Here is a 24,513-nt window from a genome sequence, read left to right on the forward strand (position 1 = left end):
AACCTTAACTATGTTTAAGCAATTTGATGAATATAACAGTCAGCTATTTGAACAATGTCCGATTGGGCTAGTACTATGCCGAACAGATGGGACGCTAATTAACATTAATCCTGCCTATGCTGCTATTTTGGGGCGCACTGTTCCAGAAACTCTGAATCTATGCAATGATCGCCAGATTAACCCTGAAAGCTATACTGTTGTTGACCGACTTAGCCCAGAGAACCTAGAAAAAACTGGTCGCTACGGCCCCTATGGAAAGGAGTTAATCCACAAAGACGGGCATCTGGTTCCGGTTAGAATCTCTGGACTGACGATTGAGAAGAATGGAGAGCAACTAATTTGGTGTAGTGTGGAGGACATCAGCGACCTTCGACACGCCCAGCAAGAACGCCAACATACTGAACAAATTCTGAAACAGAGTGAAGCGCGATACCGCTCTCTGGTGACAGCTACCGCACAAATTGTTTGGGTAAGCACACCAGAAGGAATTTGTTTTGAACTTGCAAGCTGGATAGCTTATACAGGTCAAAGTCTAGCTGAAGCGGAAAATGGGGGCTGGATTGATGCCGTTCATCCTGACGATCGCACCTACACCGGAGAAGTCTGGAATGCTGCTGTGGCAAACCAGAGGATGTATCAAGTTGAATACCGAATTCGTGGCAAGGATGGCAACTATCGCTACTTTTGGGTCTGGGGTGCCCCCGTTCTCGAAGAAGACGGCAGCGTTCGGGAGTGGATTGGTACCTGCACTGACATTCATGATCGCAAACTAGCAGAAGCCGAAAAGCAGTATCTCGAACAACGGTATCGCTCTTTAGTAACTGCCACTTCCCAAATGGTCTGGACGGCATCAGCGGAAGGAATGGTCAATGCTGAAATAGTCGGCTGGGAGGCATATACAGGTCAAAGTGCAGCCGAAATGATGGGCTGGGGATGGTTAGATGTCATGCATCCCGATGACCGTCCCCGCAGTGCCGAAGTTTGGAGTGCTGCTGTAGCGAACCGGAGTCTTTATCAAATTGAATACCGAATTCGTGCCAAAGACGGTACTTATCGCTACTTTTTTGGTAATGGAGTTCCGGTTTTAGAAGCAGACGGCAGCATCCGCGAGTGGATTGGCACTTGCACCGATATTCACGATCGCAAGCTAGCAGAACAAACTCTGCAACGGAGCGAAGAACGGTTTCGCTCTTTAGTGACTGCCAGTTCACAAATTGTCTGGGTGACTACCCCTGAAGGACTGGCGGTGAGCAATGAAATGTCTACCTGGTTAGTGTACACAGGTCAGAGTACAGATGAAATCCAGGGTTTGGGCTGGCTCGATCCGATTTACCCCGATGACCGTACCAACACAGCCCTTGCCTGGAGTAATGCTGTGGCGAATCGGACTCTGTTTCAAACTGAATATCGGTTACGTGGCAAAGACGGCAGCTACCGCCACTTTTCTATCTGTGGTACCCCCATTTTAGAAGCAGACGGCAGCGTTCGAGAGTGGATTGGCACTTGCACCGATATTCACGATCGCAAGCTAGCAGAAGCGGAAAATCAACGGTTGATGAATATGTTAAATCATTCCAGCGATGCGGTAATTGTGCGCGACTTCGCCGACAAAATCACTCATTGGAGTCAGGGTGCAGAACGGCTCTACGGCTGGAACTACGAAGAAGTGAAAAACCAAGCCGTCACTCACGACTTGCTACACACAATTTTTCCAAAACCGCTAGAGGAAATCCAGATAGAGTGTTTACAGCAGGGCACTTGGGAAGGCGAACTACAACACCTCACCCGTGATGGTAGATATATTATTGTCCAGAGCCGCTGGACAATGCAACTAGATGCATCCGGTCAACCCTGTGCGACGCTGGAAATTAATACCGATATTACTGCTCGTAAACAGGCAGAAATCGCTCTGCGCCAACTGAATCAAGAACTGGAAGCCAGAGTTTTAGAGCGGACGGCTGCCCTGCAAAATACCTTAGCAGAAACACAGGGATTAAATGCCATTTTAGATAACTTAGCGGATGGTTTGTTAGTGGTAGACACCGCAGGACAAATTACCCACTTCAATCCTGCCTTTTTAGCCATGTATGAATTGACAGCTAGTGACCTCAACTGTCACTATCGAGAACTGCCGATATCTGGTTTAGCACAACTAGTTGCACAAACTCAGTCTCATCCCAAAGAGGTGTTTTCTGCCGAAGTCGAACTGACCAAGGAACGCATTGGTCAGGCAGTGGCGACCGCCATTTTCAAAAAGACGACAGAGCGAGAACCCGCTGCCTGCTTCGGTTCGGCGCTACTGATTCGGGATGTGACCGCAGAAAAGGAGATTGACAAGATGAAGACTGATTTCATCTCCACGGTTTCCCACGAGCTGCGAACGCCACTGACTTCCGTTCTGGGTTTTGCGTCGATCATTAAAGAAAAGCTAGAAACTGATGTGTTCCCAATACTTCCAACTGAAGACCGCAAGCTTCAGAAAACCATCAAGCGGGTGGGTGATAATCTCAATATTATTGTGTCGGAAGCAGAACGACTCACGTCTTTAATTAACGATGTTCTAGACATCGCTAAGATGGAAGCAGGTAAGGTGGAATGGCAGATGCAGCCCATTGATCCCAGCGAATTACTCGAGTGGGCCACCAATTCCACAGCCTCGTTGTTTCAAACCAATGGCTTGCAGTTGGTCAGCGAGATTGAACCTGGATTGCCTCAGATATTAGGCGATCGCAACCGGCTGCTGCAAGTTTTAATCAACCTGATTTCCAATGCCGTTAAGTTTACCGAGTCTGGTTGTGTCACCTGCCGCGTCAAACAAGGAAACGATGGTGTTTGTATCAGCGTCATCGATACAGGTATTGGTATTGCACCTGAAGATCAGCCGAAAGTGTTCGAGAAATTCCGCCAAGTTGGCGATACCCTTACCGATAAACCCAAAGGCACTGGTTTAGGATTGCCCATCTGTAAACAAATCGTCGATCATCACGGCGGTAGAATCTGGGTTGAGAGTGAAGCAGGTCACGGCAGTACATTCTCGTTCATCATTCCTACCTACGCCAGCGATCAAAAAACCACTACTAATCTGAATCTGGATACGCTAGTCAAACAACTCAAAGAACACGTCATTACCACAAAAACTGTGCTGAACGAAAACCGTAAAACCATTTTAGTTGTGGATGATGACGCTAACATTCGAGAACTGCTTCGTCAACAACTGGAAAACGAAGGCTACAACGTCCGGGAAGGAAAGGACGGTGTGGATGCAATTCATCAAATCAAAACAGCCCGTCCCGATCTGATTCTTTTAGATGTAATGATGCCCCAAATCAACGGCTTTGATGTGGCGGCCGTTCTCAAAAATGATCCCCAGACCGCAGATATTCCAATCATTATTCTGTCAATTATTGAAAACAAAGAACGGGGCTATCACATTGGCATAGATCGCTATCTCACCAAGCCCATTGACACAGCGAAACTCCTCAACGAAATTGGCTCATTGCTTTACCAGGGCACTTCTAGTAAAAAGGTATTAGTTGTAGATAAAAGTGCATCAGCCTTAAAAACCCTATCAGATGTATTACAAGCTCAGGGATACAGCGTAATTGAAGCCTCCAATCCCCAAGAATGCATCAATAAAGCCCTGTCAGCCAAACCCGACATGATTATCATCGATTCTATCTTCTCTCAAGAAGCCGATTTGGTGAAAACTCTACGCTTTGAGAAGGATCTGGAAAATGTATTTTTTATTATGCTGTCTGAACAGTAATTTGGGGAATCGGGAATAGGAAGGGAGATGAGGAGAATAACCCATGCCCAATGCCCAATACCCAATACCCAATCCCTAGTCACCAATCCCCAATCCCAATCCCCAATCCTTATGACCCAGAAAATTCTAATTGTTGATGATGAACCCAATATCTTGATTTTGATGGAACAAGCCCTAGAAGCATTAGAAGACGAGGGTGTTGAACTTCTCACTGCTAGAAATGGAGAAGAAGCTCTCGAAACTATTAAAACTGAAAAACCAAATCTAGTTTTTCTTGATGTGATGATGCCTAAAATGAACGGTCTGCAAGTCTGTCACATTGTTAAACACGACCTACAAATGACTGATGTCTACATTGTGATATTGACAGCTAAAGGACAGGAATTTGATAAACAAAAAGGAATTGAAGTTGGTGCAGACTTATATCTAACTAAACCATTTCGACCCAAAGAAGTACTTGAAAAATCAATGCAGGTATTGGGCTTTTGAGGAAAGTACTCATCGACCATTTATAAAGTGAAAAGAAAATTACTGTGGTAGCGTGTCAAGGCTAAAATGTTGCAATAGATTTTTGAGAAAATTGAGATAAATCAATGTTTTCTGCTTTTTTCTTAATGCACACATTTAGTCTTGACACGCTAGTAGTGGTATGGCAAGCTAATAGCCCATTAGACGTAGATTGGGTGGAGCGGAGCGCAACTCAACATATATCAGGATGTTGGCTTTGGCAAAGCCTCTAACGCCACTTGATATCATGTCCGCCTAATTAGTTGTAATTCCCGCATCTGTGCAAAAACCAGGAAACCCTCTTTCCCCCTGCTCCCTGCTCCCCTGCCGTCTTAATGATAAGTCTTTAACCGGACACGATATGATTACTTTTTAAGTTGGGCGAGTAATTTCATACAAATCCTGGGTGCGGGTGTACCAATTACCCGAAAGACGACCGATCGCGTGCAATTTTGCCGCATCGATTGTATTTTGTGGTGTCAGTAAATCATCCCGAATATGCCACAGCACAGCCTCAGCAATAATTAATCCCGATTGGCTACCTTCATTCCCTACATAAACTACTTGCTTCAGCACACATTCAATATTAATGGGTGATTCCGCAACTCGTGGCGGACGCACCAGTTTTGAGGGAGCAGGAGTTAGTCCCGCTACTTGAAATTCGTCTACATCTGGCGGAAAGTCGCCACTGGTGGCGTTCATCTGTTCCCCCAATTCTTCAACAACTATGTTGACTACCAGTTCACCCGATTGCTCTACATTCAATAAAGTATCTTTTTTAACACCGTGCCGTAGACCTGTGGAAATGGCTAGAGTCGGTGGGTTAGCTGTCACACCCATAAAAAAACTGAAAGGCGCGACATTAGGCGTACCATCGCTAGCGATCGTTGACACCCAAGCGATCGGTCGAGGAACCACTGAACCAACAAGTAATTGATAGGTATTTCGTGGGTCGTTCTGGGAGGGATCGATAATCATTGAGATTTTCCTCGCTAAAAATTACAGTTTTTTAAAACTCGATCTTGCCGAAGAGAAGCTTTCCGCCTTAATTGCGCGTAATTTTCATTGTCGCATCTTGCTTTTTCTCGCTATCTGTGAGATGTTCGTACTCAGCAATAAACTACGGTTAGCCTATCAAATTACTGTGGTTTTAAGAGGTTAATTAATCCCAATGCTCACCTATTGAGTCTCATTTATATGTTAGAGCTACCAGCACAAGGGTGAAGCCAGTTATGTCAGAAAAACGTTGGAAAAAAGACAGGAGCTTTCAAGATGAGACAAATACATCTAGCAGGTTTCTTACTTGCTTCACAAGTTGTTCACTCTCATGCCGTTTGGCGTCACCCCAGAACTGAGTTAGGCTTTCTCGAACCTGAATATTATCAGAATATTGCCCGTGTTCTGGAACGTGGCAAGTTTGATTTGGTGTTTTTTGCTGACTCTTTAACGATGCCCGATACATACGGCGGTAGTTTTGTCGAGAGTCTGAAATATGGCGCTCAAGGGGCACTCAGGCTAGATCCACTAGTGCTGGCAACTGCGATGGCAGTTGTTACCAAGCATATTGGTATTGGTATTACCCGTTCTACTACTTACTATCAACCCTACGATTTGGCGCGGGGATTTGCCACCCTCGACCACATTAGCCGGGGACGAGCTGCTTGGAATGTGGTGACATCCAGTAGGGCTAGCGAAGCAGGTAATTTTGGCTTCGATGAGCATCTAGAACACGATCTCCGCTACGATCGCGCCGATGAATTTCTCGAAGTTGCCTCCAAACTTTGGGGTAGCTGGGAAGAAGGGGCATTAGTTCTAGATAAAGAAAACGGCATCTTTGCTGACCCCTCAAAGGTGAATTATGTCCATCATGTAGGGAAATGGTTAAAGTCACGGGGGCCGTTGACAGTGCCTCGTTCTCCCCAAGGCCGTCCGGTGATTATTCAAGCCGGTGCTTCTAATAAAGGTAGAGAGTTTGCTGCCAAATGGGCGGAATTAATTTTTGAAATTAGTCCCAATCCCACACTCATGAAATCTTACTACCAAGATATTAAAACCCGTATGGCTAAATATGGGCGTAACCCAGATACCTGTAAAATTCTACCTGCGGTGATGCCTTTTGTCGGTGAGACAGAAACTATTGCCAAAGAAAAGCAAGTTTTTCACAACGAATTAGTGCATCCGATGGCTGGTTTATTAACTATGTCCAATCATTTAAATGTTGATTTATCGCAATATTCTTTAGATGAATCTGTAGAAAAAGTTGAAGCTCAAGATTATCAAAAACTGTTATCTGTGCTTCAAAGACTGAGTTTAGATAAAACTATAACACTGAAAGAGTTAGGCAAAATTTATGGCAGAAGTCTAGCTGTACCGCAATTAGTTGGGACTCCCATTCAAATTACTGACAAACTAGAAGCCCTATTTCGTGAAGAAGCTGGGGATGGTTTTGTGATTTCACCTGCTTATCTTCCCGGTTCTTTTGATGAGTTTGTCGATTTAGTGATACCAGAATTACAAAAACGTGGGTTATTCCGCAAAGAATATACGGGCAATACTTTAAAGGATTCTTTAGGACTCAATTAAATAATTCGTAATAGTGATTTAGACTCCCAGAACTAGTTAATAGTTGGATCGGCATTTGTAACTAACTTATTTATTTTACTAGGAGGTAATTATGACAGAACCACGTTATGGAATTTGGGCACCTGTTGGAGGTAATTTTGGCCCTCTCAATACACCGGAAGAACCTGTGGATGCGAGTTATGAGCGCACGCGATCGCTTATTTTAGAAGCAGAGCGTTTGGGATATGCCAGCACTTTGGTAGCACAGCATATCGCTAACCCCCGCAGTCTGGAACTGGAGCAGCTAGAAACCTGGACGGCATCTGCGGCCTTGGCTGAAGCCACAGAACGAATTGAGATCATCGCTGCTATTAAGCCTCTGCTGTTCCATCCAGCAGTTTTGGCGAAAATGGCGCTGGGCATTGATGGTATCAGTGGTGGACGTTTTGCCATAAATTTAATCAGTGCTTGGTTCCGCCCAGAGATGGAACGGACTAATATTCCCTTCCCGCCCCACGATGAGCGTTACCGCTATTCGGGTGAGTGGCTGCGGGTTGTTAAGTCTCTCTGGAGTGGCAAGAGGGTTAACTTCCAAGGCGAATACTTCAAAATAGAGGATTTGAGTTTCCGACCCACTCCCATTGCCCAACCGCACCCTCCTATCTACCTTGGTGGGGCATCCGATCCGGCGCAAATACTAGTTGCAGAACAGGGAGATATCTACTTCATCAATGGTCAACCCATTGAGGATGTCCGCAAGGTAATTAAACAAGTTTTAAGTAGACCGAGAACCCTACCCAAACCAGTGCGCTTTGGTCTATCAGCCTTTGTAATTGCTCGTCCCACTGATGCCGAAGCCCAAGCAGAACTTGAGCGACTTATGGCACTCCAGAAGCAAGAAGAACACTTGAAATTAAGTGTTGCTAAAGGAGTCGATCCAGAAGCCGTGATGTTTCAACTCTTTGCTAAAAATCCTGCTGTTGGCGGCAATGGTGGTACAGCAGCCGGTCTAGTTGGTAGCTACGACACTGTGGCTAAACGAGTTGCAGATTTTGTTGATGCTGGAATCGAGACTTTCATGCTGCAATTCAATCCCTTTGCCCCGGAAATGACACGCTTTGCCCAAGAAATTATGCCGCGAGTGCGCTCTTTACAACTTGTGGCATAAATCGCCGTTAGAGAGACGCGATAAATCGCCGTCTCTACAGGGAATTTATCCATCAATTATTTATTGACAGACTAAGCTGTTGCGCCTGCAAATTGCATCATAAGCATGATTAGGCAAAACCTGTAAATCCTCTCCCTTGCTCCCTGCACACCTGCCGCCTCAATGTGCAAACTATAATCACAACAGCTTACTACTCCCCATTTCCCACTCCTGCTTGTTCAATCAAAAGGTAATTCTGGGAAACCTTAATTAGTGAGAGCGAGAGGCTTTTGCCAGAAGGAACTAGAATTAGGAAACACCTAGCTGGGTTCTTCTGACTTTTGAAATTAGGAGTGCATGTGTGCCAAAATCCCCTAAATATTTGCTGATTGGATCGACCGAGACTTACAGCGGTAAATCTGCAACTGTTCTGGGTTTGTCTCATCAGCTACAGCAAAAAGGTCTGGATATTACCTACGGTAAACCACTCGGTACGTGTTTTAATTCGTCTAGTGGAACCGTAATTGAAGAAGATGTCCAGTTCATCGCTCTTAGCCTCAATTTGCCGGAAAACCGCGTTGCACCTACAATGCTGGCTTTGGATGAACCAAATGTGCAAAAGCGCTTGCGAGGGGAAGACAAAACCGATTATCAGCAGTCCCTAATACAGCAATATTTACATAAATCTCAAGGAGATTTGGTATTACTGGAAGGGCCTGGTGATTTGTCCGAAGGCAATTTGTTTGACTTGTCTTTGCTGCAAATGGCTGAAGTATTGGATGCTGCTGTGCTGTTAGTAAGCCGCTATAAATCGTTGCTTTCGGTTGAGTCCCTATTGGCTGCAAAACAGCGTGTAGGCGATCGCTTAATTGGAGTTGTGATCAATGATATCCCTGTCACCCAACTAGAAGCGGTTGACACTCTCTTGCGCCCATTTTTGGAACAGCAAGGGATTCCGGTGCTAGCAACGTTGCCAAACAGCGATTTGCTCCGCAGTGTGAGTGTTGGCGAACTAGTCAAGCAGTTAAAGGCTGATGTTCTCTGTCGTAACGATCGCATGGATTTATTGGTAGAAAGTCTGGCAATTGGAGCGATGAATGTCAACTCCGCTGTGAAATATTTCCGCAAACGCCGGAATATGGCAGTGGTGACAGGAGGCGATCGCGTGGAAATTCAGCAAGCGGCTTTAGAAACTTCTACCCAATGTTTAATTCTCACAGGACAACTACCACCCCCACCGTTCATTCTCAGTCGCGCTGAAGAACTAGAAATACCCATTTTGTCTGTTGACTTAGACACCCTCACAACTGTCGGAATTGTTGACCGCACTTTTGGTCAAGTCCGTGTCCACGAGCCGATTAAGGTTCAGTATATTCGTCAGTTGATGTCCGAGCATTTTGATATTGACCGCTTGTTATCCAAACTAGGTTTAACTCCCGCAGCGGCATTGTCTTAGATTCATGAGTGTATTGAAGGAGGCAAGAGGCAGGAGGCAGAAGGAGTAAATCATCCGGGATCGAATCTCGGATGATTTGAAGCTACTGAAGTAAGAATTCAGTAGGGTCTTATTAGTGATGGCTATAGAAGTCAATGGAACTAGGAGAAAATAGATTTAACGGCAATTGATCCCCAAAAAGCCCATTAGAAAAAATTGTCTACGTACCATAACCTAGAACAGCATTACTTTCAGAATCCGCAAGAACTGCCAGAATCAGGCAAATTTCAGTATTTAACTCTCCTAAATGGCATTAGTTATGAAACACATTGGCTAGCCTGGTGTTACCAAGTAATGGAGTTACTGAACCAAAGAATCGAAAATTAGGCGCAATGTCTAACTTAAGTTTTCCTCGCATCTACACGCTGTTTGGTAAAATATCTGGGTCGTTTAGTCTGATTATCTCCATCTTTGAGCCAATCAACAGACCTTATTAACCTCGATACATTAGCCCAAGAATTGGCAACAATCCAGCAAACAGGTTCTAAAAGAATTGCTTTGCTAGGTTCTCGTCACGTCCCGATAACGCATCAGAATCTTATTGAAATGATGACTTATGCCCTAGTTTTATCGGGTAATCGAATCATTACTTCTGGTGCTACAGGGACAAATTCCGCGGCCATCAAGGGAGCAACCCGGGCTGATGCAAATTTGTTGACAGTGATTCTACCCCAAAGCCTGGAACGCCAGCCTTTGGAATCGCGCCAGCAACTAGAACAGGTAATGCATCTAGTCGAAAATCCCAGTAATGATAATCTGTCTCTGGCGGAAGCTAGTTATTTGTGCAACAAGGAAATTGTCTCCCGTTGCCAGCAACTAATCTGTTTTGCGTTTCACGACAGTCGCACCCTGCTACAAACTTGTCAGGATGCAGAAGAACAAAGAAAAGTGGTGACGCTTTTCTACTTTGATTAGTCATTTGTCATTTGTCTTTTGTCATTTGTATTTGACTAATGACTAATGACTGATGACTGATGACTAATAACCAATGACTAATAAGTAATGATAATTTTTTTGTACATGATCGCGGCTGCTGCCTGTCTCATTTATGTGCCATTTTTGCCAGTAGCTTATGCCCGTGTGCGTATTGGGTCTGAAATGCTTTCTACTCCTCGCGCTCTGTTTGATAAATTGCCACCTTATGCCCAATGTGCTACTTGGGCACATCAGAACACCTTTGAAGCCTTTATGATATTTGCCGCTGCCGCATTGATGGCTTATGTAACTGGTGTAAATTCTTTTACAGCCCAAGTAGCTGCGATCGCCTTTTTAGTGGCCCGTTTGCTATATTCGATTTTTTATATTTTGAATATACCCCTTTTGCGTTAGCGTAGCTCCTCTGAAAGAGGCTCGCTCATTTTTGCCATTGGCATCTCTAGCTCTGCCATTCTCATCTTTTTGAGATCATCCAAGCTACTAATTAAGTGGGGCATTGGGCATCGGGCATTGGGCATGGGAATTATTATTAATGTTTTATGCCCAATTCCAAAATCCAAAATCTAAAATCCAAAATGTTTTATGGCTTCTACTTTTTCCTTTGACATTGTGAGCGACTTTGACCGACAAGAGTTAGTTAACGCTGTCGATCAAGTTATACGAGACATCAAAGGTCGTTACGACCTCAAAGACACTGAAACTACTGTCGAGTTAGTCGAAGAAAGTATTAACGTTAGCACTGACAGCGAGTTTACCTTAGATTCTGTACACACCATTCTGCGAGAAAAAGCCGCCAAGCGTAACCTCTCCCAGAAAATCTTTGATTTTGGCAAGGTTGAATCAGCCAGTGGTAATCGCGTGCGTCAAGAAATTAAACTCAAAAAAGGCATCAGTCAGGAAATTGCCAAACAAATTTCCAAATTGATTCGCGACGAATTCAAAAAGGTACAAGCTTCAATCCAAGGTGATGCCGTGCGGGTTTCTGCTAAATCTAAAGATGACTTGCAAGTTGTCATGCAGCGACTAAAACAAGAAGACTACCCAGTTGCTTTGCAATTTACAAATTATCGTTAAAAGATTCGTAATTCGTAGTTAAAAATTCAATTACGAATTACGAATTACTTTAAGCCCGTCCGCCAATACTTCTTTGAAATGCCGGACGCTCAGATAACTGCTTGATATAGTTCAACACGGCTGGGTAAGGGCTGAGGTCTAGCTTTAGCATCATGGGAATATAATTCAAAATAGACCCCACTGCCACATCCGCAACAGTGAACTCATTGCCAAGCAAAAAAACTTGATTACTGAAAATTTCATTTAATGGAGTCAACAAGCGGGGCATTTCGCGCTCCCGACTTGCTTCTACAAAAATCCCTGGGCCAAGGGTAGCATTAGCAAACAACACCCATTGGGAAAATACAGCGCGTTCTTGGTGTGAAAGTGGAGTTTTACTGTACTTATCGGCAAGATACAGCAAAATTGCCCCAGATTCCCAAAGCTGAAAATCCCCATCAACAATAGCTGGAACTTTACCAAATGGGTTAATTGCCAAATATTCAGGCTTGAGATGTTCACCCGCCTGCATATCAAGCTTGATGAATTCGTAAGGAATTCCTAATTCTTCTAAATACCAGTGAACAATTGACGCTCGACTCCGAACACCGCCGTAAAGTTTTACCATAATTACTTAAAGAACTTTGTGAGTGTGAGAATGCTGTTTAACGTTGTCTTCTTTGGTGACAACTCTAGCAGCGTTTAATACCCGCTTGCGCTCAATAGAATACTTAAAATCAGTGTAGTTTGTACCTAAGGGAATTAAAGATTTTGCAGATTCACGACGCTTGTAGGTACGAGCTGCTGCAAATGCCCGTGGTACAAATTCCTCTCCAAACTGAGCCGACTCTGGGAAGCCATCTGGCAGCAGTTGTGAATCGCCATCCAGCACAGCTCCCAAAGTTGTGGCATAAGCCAGCTTATAGGAGGTAGGAATGCCCTTTAACAGCGCTTCTAAAGCCGCAGAAGGTATTGGTTCTATAACTTCGATTTGATAAACTTCTCCATCTTCTTTGACGAAGCAGGTTGCCAAGCCGATGACAATATAATCATCGGTTGCTAAATCAGGGGCATTGGAATAAAAAGTTGCGGTTGTCATCAGGAAATTTCTCAAAAAAATTGAATATGGGGATTATGGATTGGGGATTAGGAATTAGGGATTAGGCATGGAGAGAGAGGGGGTAGTGAATTCTTTGCAGTCTCCAGTCTCCAGTCCCCAGTCCCCTCTTTAACGAACGGCTTGTTGGCATTCTACCAATTTGTCGCTCTCACTACTTGATTAGGGAACTCCGAGAAATAAATTATCCAATATTGTGGGGTGGGCAACATGAGCGCCCAGTCCATAATATGGCTCTCGTGTCGCCCACCCCACAAGAGTTAATTGAATATTTTTTTATTTGGAAGTCCCCTAGTCTTTGAGATTCACGTCTGCTGTTTCTGGAATTCACCTTCGGGATCGAGTATCCATAATTAGGTTTGAGGAGCAATTGTTTATTTAGGGCATAGATTTCTACTGGTGTGAGTAGTTAAGTTCAGTCTTGAGATGGCTTCCAAGTAACCATAAATACCTTAAGAATAGACACAGTGGTAAAACCACTAGCAGTAAAAAACTAGACTTTTATTTCAAAAAGCAGGGCTTTAATGTAGGTAAAGATGAATATTCACTCATTTTTAGCTGACGATAACCAGCAAAGTAAGCAATATAAGTATGTTTTAGATACTACAAACAAACTTCAAGACCAGGGGAGGAGCGATCGCACCGAATCGATTTTTGGGGATAGCGACTTACGCTCTTGTGCTTTGAGATTGGCTCAACAAGGAGATTATACCGAAGCGATCGCACTTTTAACCCAACTAATCTGCCGCCACCCACGCAATGCCGTTGATTACAACAATCGGGGGCTGATTTATTTTCAAAGTGGCGAAAGACAAAAAGCGCTTTACGACTATGACACCGCCCTTAAACTCGATCCCTATTTGGCTAGTGCTTATAATAACCGGGCAAATTACTACGCGACTTGTGGAGAATTAGCAACAGCACTTGCTGACTACGATCAAGCGATTAATTTGAATCCGCGCCATGTCCGAGCTTGGATTAACCGAGGCATTACCTGGCGCGATTTGGGGCAATACGAGGAGGCAATTGAGGATTTTGAGGTAGCACTGCTTTTCGGTCAACTAGAAGGTCATATCTGGGCTGAACGCGGCAAGACTTACCATCTTTGGGGCGACTGGAATTGTGCGATCGCAGATTATCGTCGCGCCCTCACTCAACTGCCCTCTCTCAATAACAGTAATGATATTACTGGTTATCGCTTGCGTTTACAACTCGAAAATCGGCTCAACGAGTTACTATCTGAATCAGCGTCCTAATTGGTAGATTAATCCTTCTGGGGGATTTAAAATTCAAAATGATTGATTAGATTTTGAATTAGAGTTTAGTGACGCTGTATAGCTAATGACTAATAGATGATAACTACATAGCTATTCAAAAATTAGCTATTAACCCTTATTTATTAGCAATAATATAAATTAACACCCGGTTTATACATAGCCAGAATCAAAAGAAACCTAAATAATTCTAAATTCGCTATTTGTATTAGGGTGACGACTCTGTTTGTTCATATTCTTGGCGATCTTGATTCATCAACACAACCTGACGCTGGCTGGGATCAAATCGGTATCCTTGCTGTTGTCTAATACTTTTAGCTTGCTGGGGATCGAAATTACGGCTAAATTCTGCCTGCAAACCATTGACATGCCCTTCCATCTGCTTAACTTCAGTACTGATTTCTCGCAACTTTTCTTGCTGTGACCAATGATAAGGCAAAAGTTGTGCTAACGCAGATGCGGCAACGGCTGTAATGACGAAATTAACTGCTATTTTGGCTGTGCTTTCCAGTGCCATCACCTGGTAAGAACGTTGACGAAGATGCCGCTTTGGTCGAGGAATGACCCGGCGTTTTTGTATCGGTTGTGACGGTGGTCTGGACGGTTGAATTGCGTTCATGATGCTAAAAGATAACCTCGTTTAGTGAAGGGAAGCACTATGAAGAGTGCTGAGTTCCGAGTGCTGTTAGCGGTAGCGGGGCGTTTAGCCCGTCCTGAGTGTGAAATCTCATTCGGAACTCAGTAATTGCTACTTAGAACTGAATTAGAACTTAGCATCAAATCAGTTCAGAATCGCTAGTGCCTCGGCTTAGAGTGGGAAGATTCAAAAGTACTACTTCTTACTCATTACTTCTTCCTGTCCACTCAGCACTCAGAGTTCGGCACTCCTGAATGCTTGATTTAGCTGTCATATTACTTCATTTTTTTGAAATAGCTACAAGTGTTGCACTAGTTAAAAAATAACCTGGCTTACGTAAGTGCAAGGTTTCTAGCTACTTGTGGCATAAAACCACAAGTTTCTGGAAATTGCACCCCGTACTGCCAGGATTATTAGCTTTTTAACTGTGTCACATCGGAGCGTTATTTGTAAAGTTCTGTGGCTAATCGCCAAGCAAGAACTCCTGGAATCAGCGCTACAACTAGAGCGATGTAGACTTGAGTATCTGAGAGAGAAGACACCTGAGCGATGTACAGAGTATCTAAGATAGGCATGGCTGAAAACCTCCTAACCTGAATAGATTTTGAACAGTTCGTTTACTACTTTTCCTTGTTTTGCCAAGATTGTGGAATATCTTGTTACAAGATGCAACAAAAGCAGTTATTAGTCAGTAGTCCTTATTTATTTTCCCTTAAAAAAATTTATAAAAATATGAATTTATATTTGGGTATCGACTTCGGCACATCTGGCGCGCGTGGCGTGGTGATTAACGAGGAAGCTTCTTATATTCAAGCTGAGGTGCGATATCCTTTCCAGGACTCACTAGCCGCCGTTACGCCAAAAATTTGGCAAGAGGCTTTGTTTGTGTTGGTGAAACGAATACCTGACCAATTGCGGCGAGAAATTAAAGCGATCGCAATCAATGGTACTTCTTCCACTGTCTTGCTAGTCGATGCTGTTGGCAATCCTGTAGATGCACCACTTTTGTACAACGATGGGCGGGGATCATGTGTCCTAGAGCATTTGAGGAGTATCGCACCCCCTAATCATACTGTGTTGAGTGCCACCTCCAGCCTGGCCAAACTTTTGTGGATGAGACAATTACCCTCTTTTAGTGAAGCTAAATATTTTTTGCATCAAGCAGATTGGCTGGGGTTTCTCTTACATGGACAGTTGGGTATTAGCGATTACCATAATGCTTTGAAGCTGGGTTATGACGTGGAAGAGTTGAAATACCCAGAATGGCTGAAAAAGTTGCAAATACCGATTCAGCTACCCAAAGTTTTATCACCTGGTACTCCCATTGGAGAATTACGCCCTGAAATTGCGGATAAGTTCGGTTTACGCCGTGATTGTCTGGTGTGTACTGGTACAACCGATAGTATTGCCGCTTTTCTCGCCAGTGGGGCAAAATTACCTGGTGAAGGCGTGACTTCCCTTGGTTCAACATTGGTACTAAAGTTGTTAAGTCGTACCCGTGTAGAAGATGCCAGATATGGGATTTACAGCCATCGATTGGGTGATTTGTGGCTGACTGGGGGTGCTTCTAATACTGGAGGTGCAGTACTAAAGAAATTTTTCACAAACGCTGAGTTAGAAAGCCTTAGCCGTGAGATTGATGCTTCAATTGCCAGCGAGTTAGATTATTATCCGTTGTTGAAGGTAGGCGATCGCTTTCCCATTAATGATCCCGATTTATCTCCACGATTGGAACCACGCCCAGAGAATCCAGTGGAATTTCTGCATGGGTTGTTAGAAAGCATTGCTCGCATAGAAGCGCGAGGGTATGAATTATTACAACAAATGGGCGCAGACAAATTGAGCCGTGTTTATACTGCTGGCGGCGGTGCGGCGAATCATACTTGGACTGCAATTAGAGCGCGTAATTTGCAGATTCCTGTATTAGCGTCAGTTTATACAGAAGCAGCTTACGGGACAGCGCTGTTGGCGATGGGAGAGAGAAAAAGGGGTTAATAAACAGTGCATCTTTTGGTAGATATCTTTTAAATCAGTATCTATCCCAGTGACAATCGACATATCTCGGACGATACTTGGATGATTAGATACCGGACTATAGATTCCAGGTTCATCATCTGGGCAGCTATTCGGGGATGGGTGCTTCGCTTGTAGCGAATGTCATCTGTCCCCTTTACTAATTATTGGTATTATTTATAACTAGCCTACACTAATAAGTAATGGGTGCATTAAGGCAAACATGACAAACTTTCACTGGGGATATTAAGCGATCGCAATCATGGCAGAAAAACGCTAAATTGTAGCTTGAAAGTAACCGGATGCTGCGGCGCTACAGTGTAGAAGCTAATGACAGCGAGCGTAACAGGGAGATAAAAAAGTGCAAATCACTAAGCGCAATGTTGAATTAAGAGTAGATGGAAGCTTAATGCGTGTTTATGTTGCAGCTCCCAAAGCCGCCGGAAAATACCCTGGTATTGTCTTTTACAGTGATATTTATCAGTTAGGCGATCCAATGATTCGTCTAGCTAACTACTTAGCAGGATACGGCTATGTAGTAGCAGCACCAGAAATTTTTCACCGAATTGAGCCAGTTGGTTCAGTAATTGAGCCAGACGATCTGGGACGGATGCGGGGTAATGACGATGCGCGTCGAACCTCCGTAGCTGATTATGATGCCGATTGTCTTGCTGTGATTGAATTTCTGAAAACAGAGAGTGCGGTTTCTCCAAATCAAATAGGGACTCTCGGCTTTTGTATTGGTGGACATTTAGCATTCCGCGCAGCATTTCAAAGCGAAATTCGGGCTTGTGTCTGCTGTTACCCTACTGGTATTCCCAGTGGTAAACTGGGTAAAGAGGTAGCCGATACAATCCAGAGAGTAAGTGAAATCAAAGGTGAGATGCTAATGGTATTCGGTACTCTTGATCCTCATATACCAGATAGCGATCGCCAAACCATAATAAAAGCAATTGAGAATGCTAACATCCCTCACCAAGTTTTCTCGTATGAAGCAGAACATACATTCATGCGCGACGACGGTTATCGTTATGATTCTAGTGCTACCACCGCAGCTTGGTCTGAAATAGTAACTTTTTTGGGGCGCATATTTGCAGATTGAAAACTTATATTATTGCTTTCTTCGCGTCAATTTTGAGTTGTCTGTAACGCTAACAAACAAGCACCATAAGCAGGCTCATACCTCGGAAAAATCACATTTACATTAGGAAACTTCTTAATAAGAGATGCAGAAAATCTCTCATGGATCTTGCATCTACCACGCCACACACTTCCTGTTGTGACTACTTCTAAAACTGAGTCAGCACTAAAAATTGCATGAATTACTGTAGATGTAGCTTTTACTAACTCTTTTACAGCATCATCAATTATAAGATTCGCTACTATATCACCTGACGCTGCTGCAAAATCTACAACTGGTGCTAAAGCAGCTATCTGTTTAACTCCCCATTCTCGCCGATATATTACTTCTATTAAATCTTCTATACTTTCCAAATCAAGATGCTGCTTGAAACTCTCTAGCAAACTCGTTGATATTTCCCGTCCATCATGAGATTGTAATGCTGCATTCATACCTGCGATCGCAATTTTATAGGCACTACCTTCATCTCCTAAAATATACCCCCAGCCGCCGACTCGCTTAGTATGTCCCTGGTAATTTCGTCCAAAAACTATCGAACCAGTACCGACTGCAACCACAATTCCTACAGGTTGACTAATTCCACCAAATAAAGCAATTAAAGCATCGTTACAAATGACAATATTCGCTGGCTTTAAGGCCCAACTAATAGGCAGAGATTTTTTATTCTGTAACTCATCAACTAAACCTTTTACTACTTCTATATCTGCTGCACGACCTACACCAGCTAAACCCAGACATATCGCATCAATATTCACAATATTTGTAATTATTGCTGCCTCAACTGCATTGTGAATTGCTGATTGAATAGATTGTAAAGTTGCTTCAATACCTATAGTTTGATAATTAGATGGGCCTGCTTCACCACGACCTAGTACTTGACGCAAATCATCCATCAAGACACAAACAGTCTTGTTACCACCGCCATCTATTCCCAAAATATAACTCATGAACTGTAATAATGTTAATTATTTTGACGCTTCGGTTCTTCTTTTCAAGGTATAAAAAACAGAGCAATTATCCCACGAATAGTTAACAAACAAACCAAAATGAAAAATAATGGATAGCCAAAAGCTTTTTGCAGATAACCGCTAATTAAACCTGGTAGCATCATCCCTAAAGCCATGATGCCATTTTCTTTCTGATTCCCTAAGTTGGCTGTTTGTAGACGTTTTTTAAGTTCTTCTTCGCTCTCTGCGATTTCAATCTTAAAAGGGCGGCTCATTGTTCTTTTAATTTATCGAGTTTGTTTTCTCTATATATATGCAGCTTCATATAAAATTGGTATGAGCTATTATTACACTTTAATACATGCAGTAATCCAGAACTCACAACCAGATTTAGATCGACAATAGCAATATAAGCAGTCTAACCAAAGCAGGTATGAGGCAATGGTGCGATTAAAACCGTGGCAGTGGGTTGTATTAGCAATCCCGATCGCGTTTATCATTATTTTTTTACTGGTATCCGCCGGTTCGCAAATTCACGCGTGGGGCATTAATTGGATTTGGGGTGTATTTACTCTTTTATTCGTGGGTTGGCGTTGGCTGCTAGTCAAATGGACTCAACCAGCTGTTAACCAAATAGAAGCTGTATTAACTCAAGTCCGTGAAGAACTGGAATCGACGGCAGAAGATACAGTACAACCAGTGGGAAGTGACACTACAAAGCTTGCAGAAACCGCACTCCAAGAAATTCTGCAAGCAGCACAAAGCGATCGCCCCATTTGGGAAGACTGGCAAACTTTTTGGACGCGCTGCCAAGATTTAGTCGTGGCGATCGCTCATATTTACAATCCTCAGATTCAATATCCTCTGCTGAATATCTACGTCCCCCAAGCTTACGGGCTGATTCGCGGAACGGTGGATGATATGGATCAGTGGATGCAAAAGTTATCCCCTATTCTCAATCAGGTAACGGTGGGACAAGCATATCAAGGATATGAAGTCTACCGAAAGTTGGAGCCATCAGCCCGAAAATTCTGGCGTGTTTGGAATTGGGCACAGTGGGTTTTAAATCCGGTGGCGGCAGTGGCAAAACAAGCTAGCCAGGGTTCCAGTAACCAAGCAACTCAGCAATTGCTGGGAAATTTGAGCCAGTTATTCCGGGAAGCTGCCCTGAGAAACTTATGTCGGCAGGCGATCGCACTCTACGGACGCAGCCCAGTTTTAGCAACCGTAGTTTCCACACCAACTTTACCCCAGGTAAAAACCCAAACACTCCGAGAAATCTTAACTCAAGCTCAACCAGCCGAGGTGGTTGAGCAAAAACCCGTTAATATTCTGCTGGTAGGGCGCACAGGATCGGGAAAAAGTAGCCTGATTAACACGCTATTTCAGGCGGATCTCGCAGCTGTTGATGTTTTACCCAGTACCGATCGCATTCAAAATTATCAATGGCAGACTCAAGGCGGGGAAACCCTAACGCTTTGGGATACACCTGGTTATGAACAAGTCAACCGTGCCGATCTCCGAAATTTGGTGCTTGATTATGCCATCAACGCAGATTTGCTGCTATTAGCTACCCCTGCTCTCGATCCTGCCTTGCAAATGGATGTGGACTTTTTGCAAGATATCAAAGCAGAAGTTGCAGATTTACCTGCGATCGCGATCATCACCCAGGTAGATCGTTTGCGTCCCATCCGCGAATGGCAACCGCCTTATGATTGGGAATGGGGCGATCGCGCCAAAGAAATTGCCATTCGCGAAGCCACTGAGTATCGTGCCAAACTGCTGGGAAACTTCTGTAATCTAGTTTTACCTGTGGTTACAGGTGACAGCAAAACAAATCGAGTTCCTTGGGGAATGGAGGCGCTATCGTTGGGATTAGTTGATGCGATCGCACCTACCAAGCAACTCCGTCTCGCCCGCTTTTTGCGTAACTTAGAAGCCCGCATCGTCGCCGCCGCCAAAATCATCGACCACTATACCTTCCAAATGACGACAACACAAGGACTAACATCATTGCTCAAAAGTCCCGTCCTCCAGTTTGTTTCTACACTCTCAACCGGATCTCCAGCTTTAGCATATATGTTGGCAGAGCAAATTCCCGTGGAACAGTTGCCGATTGTGATTGGCAAACTTCAAATGGGATATGAACTTTTCTCGCTCTTGAAGACAGGCAACTCCAACTCGCTCAACTTTGAATTGCTATCCCTTTGGCCGTTACTGCTAGAAAACTCCGCTGCACCCGATCGCAACGCCTGGGCATTTGGTCACGCCCTAGTAGAGTACTGGACTCAAAATTTAACGGTTGAACAACTCCGGGAGCGATTTGAGTATTATTTGGCGATCGCTAAATAACAAACTTTCTTAAACACCTACCCTTGAAAGCCAGCCCCCAGTTCCCAGTCCCATCTTCCGCGATACCATATAAGCGCAAAACTATCTACGGCTGAATGTGCAATGATGCCTGTACGTCAAACTTTATCAAAGCCTGATATCCAACTTTCTTATTTAGAGTGGAATCAAGGCCAAGAACCTTTATTGCTGTTGCATGGGTTAGGCGACCATGCCCTGGTATGGTCTAGTTTAGGAGATTACTTGGCGGCAGACTACCACATCGTTGCGCCAGATATGCGCGGACATGGCCAAAGTAGTAAACCAGAAATAGATTATAGCTTTGAGAGTGCGATCGCAGACCTTGAAGCACTCATGGATCATCTTGGATGGACTTTTGCCCACATTGTAAGTCATTCGTGGACAGGCAAATTAGCCGCCATCTGGGCAAGACAAAACCCAAAGCGTTTACGGAGTATAATTATAGTCGATCCGATTTTCATCTGGAAAATGCCCAGCCTTTTCAGGTTAACTTTTCCAATGTTGTATCGCTTCTTGCCTTTTCTCAAAAGTATGGGCCCCTTCCCTAGTCGTGAAGAAGCCGAACAACAAGCACGGCAATTAAAGCAATATGAAGGATGGAGTTACTTGCAGCAGCAAGTCTTCCAAGCAGGAATAGAACAAAAACCCGATGGGAGTTGGGGCAGCAAATTTACCATAGCTGCCCGTGACGGGATTTTTGAGGCAGTAATGCAAGTGCCCGGTTTTACAATTCCCCTTGACACCCCTGCCCTATTCGTCCAGCCAAAACAAGGACTGAACCGCCAAAATTGGCAAATCCAACCCTATAAAACCTATCTTCAAAACTTACGTATCTGCCAAGTTCCCGGTAATCATTGGCCATTTTTGACACAACCAGAGGCATTTAATCAAACAGTGGCAGCTTTCTTGGCAGAATACAGATAAAAAATCTCATCATTATTGGACGGGATTATCATACACCAACAGAAGAATTAATAGGGGCATTGGGCATTAGGCATTGGGTATGAAGAAGAGACAAGAGAGACAAGGAAGAGGGGGGAGACAAGGAAGAGACTATTCAATAATTCCCCCTTGTCTCCCTTGTCTCCCTCATCTCCCCCATCTCCCCCATCTCCTCCATCTCCTCCACTCCCAAATCCCCATTCCCGACTCATGAGCTTTTGTATCAATCCCGTTTGCCCCAAACCAAATCACCCGAATAATCATCAAAACCGTTTTTGTCAAAGTTGTGGTTCCCATCTGGAATTGCTAGGGCGTTATCGGGTGAAATCTCTGTTGAGTGACAAAACAGGTTTTAGTAAAGTTTATGAGGCATACGAACAAGATATCCCCAAGATTCTCAAGATACTCCAAGAGGATTTATCAGGCGATGCCAAAGCAGTAGAACTATTTCAGCAAGAAGTAACCGTGTTGGGACAATTCAAACATCCCGGCATTCCCAAAGAAGATAGTTACTTCCAGTATCAAACCCGAAATGGTTTAGTACTGCATTGCATCGCAATGGAAAAAATCGATGGCTACAACTTAGAACAGTGGCTAAAGCAGCACCAAAATAGCCCCATATCCCAAGAACAAGCCATAGACTGGTTAAGACAGTTAATAGAAATTTTGAATGTAGTACATAGCAAACACTATCTACATCGAGATATTAAGCCATCTAACATCATGATTAGATCCTCCTATGAGAAGAGTTGGGGAAATCTAGTACTGATTGATTTTGGCACCGCCAGTGAAATTACTAAAACCTCCCAAGACCAACTTAACAAAGGCGACAAGATGACAGCACTAATGTCATCTGGCTACAGCGCCCCAGAACAAATGAATGGTCAAGCAGTACCGCAATCAGATTTCTTTGCTTTGGGACGCACCTTTGTATTTTTGCTGACGGGATACCATCCTTTAGAGATGTATGATGTCCAGCACAATTTGTTGCACTGGCAAAATCATGCCATCCATATTTCACCTTTACTATTGAATTTAATTGATTGGCTAACTGCAACTGATATAGAAAAACGCCCTGTTAATGCCCAGGAAATTTTGCTTTACCTAGAAGAAATTGAAACCCAGCTAATAAAAAATAATCCTACAAATATTAATATACGAGAATCGCCTGAAATTGAAAGTTCACCTGTACCGATTAATGACAACTTATTAATTCCAAATAAGCAGCCAGAAAAAGTGCCATTAATAGCATTTTTTGCGGCACTACTATTAGTGTTAGGATTACTAAGTATAGTAGCTTTGGCGATGCGAAACTCAGATTTTTCTGAAGTCTCAAATTATAAACAATATCCCGAAAAAAAGGGTAACATAGACTATTTTTCTTACAAGGAAGGTAGAGATAGTCAGGGGAGAATAGCTGAGTTTAATATAGCAGTTTTATCACCAGAATTTAAATGGCTTTTAGATAGTAACTTTCAAATAAAATATAATGATGAAATTATTAGTCTTGACCTTTTAAAATTGAATCTAGAGCAAGAAGGTATAGAGAAAATAATGGAAGCTCCTAATGAAATCATTTCTGTAGGCACAGCTTCTTGCAAAAGTGATACAGCAGTTCAAGAACGTGTAGCTTTAGAACGTTCCAAGCAAATACAACTTTTAGTGAAAAAAATATTTACTAATACACCAAATTTAAAAAAATATCGCTTATTGAATTTGGGTCAATTTCAGCGAAGTAATTGTCAAATAAATCAAGATTTAACTGCATATCAGAGAAGTGTTGTAATCATCGGCGTCAAAAAAAAATCAGCAGGTGTGATTCTTGACGAGGCGCTAAGAAATAGGTTAGAGAAGAAGCCTTTTGCTGATTTTAAATTAGAAGATTATTCTTTGGGTTCGGCACAGAAGTTTAAGACAATACCGAGCAATTTATAAAATCTATAGCAAAGTACAATCAGTATATAGGCATAGCCCATCGTGAACAATTACCACTTTAGCCATAAACTACAACTATAGTCATCTACATTCTCTATGGCTAAAGCAGCAGATATTAGCACCAAGCGATTAATCAGCCTCGCACCCGAAAATTGGGTAAAATGGGTAACACAGATTCCCGATATTGTATCTGGTGAAATTCTCAACTCTGAATTCAGAAGAATTGACTGTGCAACGGGCATTGCAAATTCTCCGCGCCGATGAGCAATTGAGCCAGTTAGAAACCGTTATGGCTTTTTTTGCTACCTTCGTATTAGACAGCGCTTTAGTTCAGCAAATCATGAGGTGGGATATGGCAATATTACGCGAATCTCCCTGGTATCAACAAATTTTGAGAGAAGGGGAAGAACGAGGACGGCAAGAAGGACGGCAAGAAGAGATAGTGTCAGGTATTGAACTCGCTTTAGAGATAAAGTTCGGGACTGAAGGATTGCAAGTGATGCCAGAAATATCTCAAATTTCCGATTTAGATAGATTAAGAGCAATTCAGCAGGGAATTAAGAGCGTGAATACTCTAGATGAATTACGTCAATTCATTTGAAGAAGAATTTAGGAGTCAGAATCAACTGGTGGGGTATCTTGAACCCATTTATTCATTCGCCAGTCGTACA

At 43.3% G+C, this 24,513-nt stretch carries 20 protein-coding genes and 3 pseudogenes; 16 read left to right on the forward strand and 7 right to left on the reverse strand.

Annotated features, from left to right (window positions below; genetic code table 11):
• Window positions 1-10 precede the first annotated feature (10 nt).
• Complete coding sequence (locus FD723_RS16920; protein WP_256874844.1) at window positions 11-3,766, forward strand: PAS domain S-box protein; 3,756 nt, start codon at window positions 11-13, stop codon at window positions 3,764-3,766.
• A gap of 111 nt (window positions 3,767-3,877) precedes the next feature.
• The gene (locus FD723_RS16925) at window positions 3,878-4,255 is read left to right on the forward strand and encodes a response regulator transcription factor (RefSeq protein ID WP_179066360.1); all 378 of its coding nucleotides are present in this window, start codon (window positions 3,878-3,880) and stop codon (window positions 4,253-4,255) included.
• 390 nt (window positions 4,256-4,645) lie between these two features.
• On the opposite strand, the gene FD723_RS16930 is transcribed toward FD723_RS16925, so the two are convergent.
• Window positions 4,646-5,251, reverse strand: a complete 606-nt coding sequence (locus FD723_RS16930) for a flavin reductase family protein (protein ID WP_179066361.1) — start codon at window positions 5,249-5,251, stop codon at window positions 4,646-4,648.
• 294 nt (window positions 5,252-5,545) lie between these two features.
• On the opposite strand from FD723_RS16930, the gene FD723_RS16935 reads away from it, so the two are divergent.
• The 7 genes and pseudogenes from FD723_RS16935 (at window position 5,546) to FD723_RS16965 (ending at window position 11,487) form a co-directional block, all read left to right on the forward strand.
• Window positions 5,546-6,856 carry an LLM class flavin-dependent oxidoreductase gene (locus FD723_RS16935; protein ID WP_179066362.1) on the forward strand — a complete coding sequence of 437 codons (1,311 nt, stop codon included), beginning with the start codon at window positions 5,546-5,548 and terminating at the stop codon, window positions 6,854-6,856.
• Window positions 6,857-6,947: 91 nt separating this feature from the next.
• Complete coding sequence (locus FD723_RS16940) at window positions 6,948-8,003, forward strand: LLM class flavin-dependent oxidoreductase (protein WP_179066363.1); 1,056 nt, start codon at window positions 6,948-6,950, stop codon at window positions 8,001-8,003.
• A 340-nt stretch (window positions 8,004-8,343) separates the two neighbouring features.
• The gene (locus FD723_RS16945) at window positions 8,344-9,438 is read left to right on the forward strand and encodes a phosphotransacetylase family protein (protein ID WP_179066364.1); all 1,095 of its coding nucleotides are present in this window, start codon (window positions 8,344-8,346) and stop codon (window positions 9,436-9,438) included.
• Between the two features lie 195 nt (window positions 9,439-9,633).
• Window positions 9,634-9,804 carry a hypothetical protein gene (locus FD723_RS16950; protein ID WP_256874845.1) on the forward strand — a complete coding sequence of 57 codons (171 nt, stop codon included), beginning with the start codon at window positions 9,634-9,636 and terminating at the stop codon, window positions 9,802-9,804.
• A gap of 84 nt (window positions 9,805-9,888) precedes the next feature.
• Window positions 9,889-10,392 (forward strand): hypothetical protein, encoded by a 504-nt coding sequence (locus FD723_RS16955; protein WP_041565591.1) that lies wholly within the window; start codon window positions 9,889-9,891, stop codon window positions 10,390-10,392.
• A gap of 87 nt (window positions 10,393-10,479) precedes the next feature.
• Window positions 10,480-10,803: pseudogene (locus FD723_RS16960) on the forward strand (MAPEG family protein); the annotation flags it as partial.
• Window positions 10,804-10,995: 192 nt separating this feature from the next.
• Window positions 10,996-11,487 (forward strand): YajQ family cyclic di-GMP-binding protein, encoded by a 492-nt coding sequence (locus FD723_RS16965; RefSeq protein WP_012411046.1) that lies wholly within the window; start codon window positions 10,996-10,998, stop codon window positions 11,485-11,487.
• Window positions 11,488-11,536: 49 nt separating this feature from the next.
• Here FD723_RS16965 and FD723_RS16970 read toward each other — a convergent pair whose 3' ends face one another.
• Together FD723_RS16970 and FD723_RS16975 are read right to left on the reverse strand one after the other, a co-directional pair.
• Complete coding sequence (locus tag FD723_RS16970; RefSeq protein ID WP_179066366.1) at window positions 11,537-12,094, reverse strand: glutathione S-transferase family protein; 558 nt, start codon at window positions 12,092-12,094, stop codon at window positions 11,537-11,539.
• Window positions 12,095-12,100: 6 nt separating this feature from the next.
• Window positions 12,101-12,565, reverse strand: a complete 465-nt coding sequence (locus FD723_RS16975; RefSeq protein WP_179066367.1) for a hypothetical protein — start codon at window positions 12,563-12,565, stop codon at window positions 12,101-12,103.
• Between the two features lie 554 nt (window positions 12,566-13,119).
• Between FD723_RS16975 and FD723_RS16980 the strand changes: the two genes are divergently transcribed.
• Entirely contained in the window at window positions 13,120-13,839 is a 720-nt protein-coding gene (locus FD723_RS16980; RefSeq protein WP_179066368.1) for a tetratricopeptide repeat protein, read from the forward strand.
• 226 nt (window positions 13,840-14,065) lie between these two features.
• On the opposite strand, the gene FD723_RS16985 is transcribed toward FD723_RS16980, so the two are convergent.
• Both FD723_RS16985 and psaM read right to left on the reverse strand, forming a co-directional pair.
• The gene (locus tag FD723_RS16985; protein WP_179066369.1) at window positions 14,066-14,476 is read right to left on the reverse strand and encodes a hypothetical protein; all 411 of its coding nucleotides are present in this window, start codon (window positions 14,474-14,476) and stop codon (window positions 14,066-14,068) included.
• 461 nt (window positions 14,477-14,937) lie between these two features.
• Window positions 14,938-15,069: a photosystem I reaction center subunit XII gene (psaM, locus tag FD723_RS16990; RefSeq protein WP_073641916.1), complete on the reverse strand. Its 132-nt coding sequence runs from the start codon at window positions 15,067-15,069 to the stop codon at window positions 14,938-14,940.
• A gap of 157 nt (window positions 15,070-15,226) precedes the next feature.
• Between psaM and FD723_RS16995 the strand changes: the two genes are divergently transcribed.
• Both FD723_RS16995 and FD723_RS17000 read left to right on the forward strand, forming a co-directional pair.
• Window positions 15,227-16,489, forward strand: a complete 1,263-nt coding sequence (locus FD723_RS16995; protein ID WP_179066370.1) for an FGGY-family carbohydrate kinase — start codon at window positions 15,227-15,229, stop codon at window positions 16,487-16,489.
• A 379-nt stretch (window positions 16,490-16,868) separates the two neighbouring features.
• Window positions 16,869-17,609, forward strand: coding sequence for a dienelactone hydrolase family protein (locus FD723_RS17000; protein WP_179066371.1), 741 nt, complete (start codon window positions 16,869-16,871; stop codon window positions 17,607-17,609).
• A gap of 26 nt (window positions 17,610-17,635) precedes the next feature.
• Here the strand turns inward: FD723_RS17000 and FD723_RS17005 are convergent, their stop codons facing one another.
• Window positions 17,636-18,595, reverse strand: coding sequence for an N-acetylglucosamine kinase (locus FD723_RS17005; protein ID WP_179066372.1), 960 nt, complete (start codon window positions 18,593-18,595; stop codon window positions 17,636-17,638).
• Window positions 18,596-18,639: 44 nt separating this feature from the next.
• Window positions 18,640-18,777, reverse strand: a pseudogene (locus FD723_RS17010) (MFS transporter); the annotation flags it as partial.
• Between the two features lie 259 nt (window positions 18,778-19,036).
• Between FD723_RS17010 and FD723_RS17015 the strand changes: the two are divergent.
• The 4 genes and pseudogenes from FD723_RS17015 to FD723_RS17030 all read left to right on the forward strand — a co-directional run bounded on the left by FD723_RS17015 (window position 19,037) and on the right by FD723_RS17030 (window position 24,443).
• On the forward strand, window positions 19,037-20,947 hold the full coding sequence (locus tag FD723_RS17015; RefSeq protein WP_179066373.1) for a GTPase family protein: 1,911 nt from the start codon (window positions 19,037-19,039) through the stop codon (window positions 20,945-20,947).
• A 105-nt stretch (window positions 20,948-21,052) separates the two neighbouring features.
• A complete protein-coding gene (locus FD723_RS17020; protein WP_179069179.1) occupies window positions 21,053-21,889 on the forward strand; it encodes an alpha/beta fold hydrolase in 837 nt (278 codons plus the stop codon).
• Between the two features lie 228 nt (window positions 21,890-22,117).
• Entirely contained in the window at window positions 22,118-23,842 is a 1,725-nt protein-coding gene (locus tag FD723_RS17025) for a serine/threonine-protein kinase (RefSeq protein ID WP_179066374.1), read from the forward strand.
• A 96-nt stretch (window positions 23,843-23,938) separates the two neighbouring features.
• Window positions 23,939-24,443, forward strand: a pseudogene (locus tag FD723_RS17030) (hypothetical protein).
• Window positions 24,444-24,513 lie beyond the last annotated feature (70 nt).

This window comes from Nostoc sp. C052, from assembly GCF_013393905.1.
Taxonomy (GTDB): Bacteria; Cyanobacteriota; Cyanobacteriia; order Cyanobacteriales; family Nostocaceae; genus Nostoc.

Coding starts and splice junctions, on each gene's coding strand:
- FD723_RS16930 (WP_179066361.1), bottom strand. CDS start 5,251: ATGATTATCGATCCCTCCCAGAACGACCCACGAAATACCTATCAATTA.
- FD723_RS16965 (WP_012411046.1), top strand. CDS start 10,996: ATGGCTTCTACTTTTTCCTTTGACATTGTGAGCGACTTTGACCGACAA.
- FD723_RS16995 (WP_179066370.1), top strand. CDS start 15,227: ATGAATTTATATTTGGGTATCGACTTCGGCACATCTGGCGCGCGTGGC.
- FD723_RS16970 (WP_179066366.1), bottom strand. CDS start 12,094: ATGGTAAAACTTTACGGCGGTGTTCGGAGTCGAGCGTCAATTGTTCAC.
- FD723_RS16920 (WP_256874844.1), top strand. CDS start 11: ATGTTTAAGCAATTTGATGAATATAACAGTCAGCTATTTGAACAATGT.
- FD723_RS17015 (WP_179066373.1), top strand. CDS start 19,037: ATGGTGCGATTAAAACCGTGGCAGTGGGTTGTATTAGCAATCCCGATC.
- FD723_RS17020 (WP_179069179.1), top strand. CDS start 21,053: ATGCCTGTACGTCAAACTTTATCAAAGCCTGATATCCAACTTTCTTAT.
- FD723_RS17025 (WP_179066374.1), top strand. CDS start 22,118: ATGAGCTTTTGTATCAATCCCGTTTGCCCCAAACCAAATCACCCGAAT.
- FD723_RS16935 (WP_179066362.1), top strand. CDS start 5,546: ATGAGACAAATACATCTAGCAGGTTTCTTACTTGCTTCACAAGTTGTT.
- FD723_RS17005 (WP_179066372.1), bottom strand. CDS start 18,595: ATGAGTTATATTTTGGGAATAGATGGCGGTGGTAACAAGACTGTTTGT.
- FD723_RS16975 (WP_179066367.1), bottom strand. CDS start 12,565: ATGACAACCGCAACTTTTTATTCCAATGCCCCTGATTTAGCAACCGAT.
- FD723_RS16940 (WP_179066363.1), top strand. CDS start 6,948: ATGACAGAACCACGTTATGGAATTTGGGCACCTGTTGGAGGTAATTTT.
- psaM (WP_073641916.1), bottom strand. CDS start 15,069: ATGCCTATCTTAGATACTCTGTACATCGCTCAGGTGTCTTCTCTCTCA.
- FD723_RS16985 (WP_179066369.1), bottom strand. CDS start 14,476: ATGAACGCAATTCAACCGTCCAGACCACCGTCACAACCGATACAAAAA.
- FD723_RS16925 (WP_179066360.1), top strand. CDS start 3,878: ATGACCCAGAAAATTCTAATTGTTGATGATGAACCCAATATCTTGATT.
- FD723_RS16980 (WP_179066368.1), top strand. CDS start 13,120: ATGAATATTCACTCATTTTTAGCTGACGATAACCAGCAAAGTAAGCAA.